General features: G+C 46.3%; 1 protein-coding gene. It reads right to left on the bottom strand.

Going from position 1 to position 257, the window contains the following annotated elements; genetic code table 11:
* Nucleotides 1-257 (bottom strand): YebC/PmpR family DNA-binding transcriptional regulator (locus ACY9Z2_RS19155; RefSeq protein WP_463611267.1); only part of this gene is annotated, 257 nt, incomplete at both ends.

Raw genomic sequence — 257 nt, 5'->3', positions numbered from 1 at the left:
CATTGAGCCTCCATTTTTTTCGAGAATATTTTTGACCTCAGCAACGGTTCTTTGCTTTTTATCTGTAACTGCCTCCACTATTAGTGCTGTGCCTGCGGGACCAAATCCTTCGTAAATCAGTTCCTCTAAAACCGCATCTCCGCCACCACCCGCTCCTCTCTGGATAGCACGCTCTATGTTTTCTCTTGGCATATTGGATGACTTTGCCTTGTCTATAGCAAGCCTTAGTCTGGGGTTTACATCCGGATCAGAGGATC

It is taken from the genome of Virgibacillus sp. GM2-2 (assembly GCF_055329585.1).
This window is presented reverse-complemented; position numbering and strand designations above follow the sequence as displayed.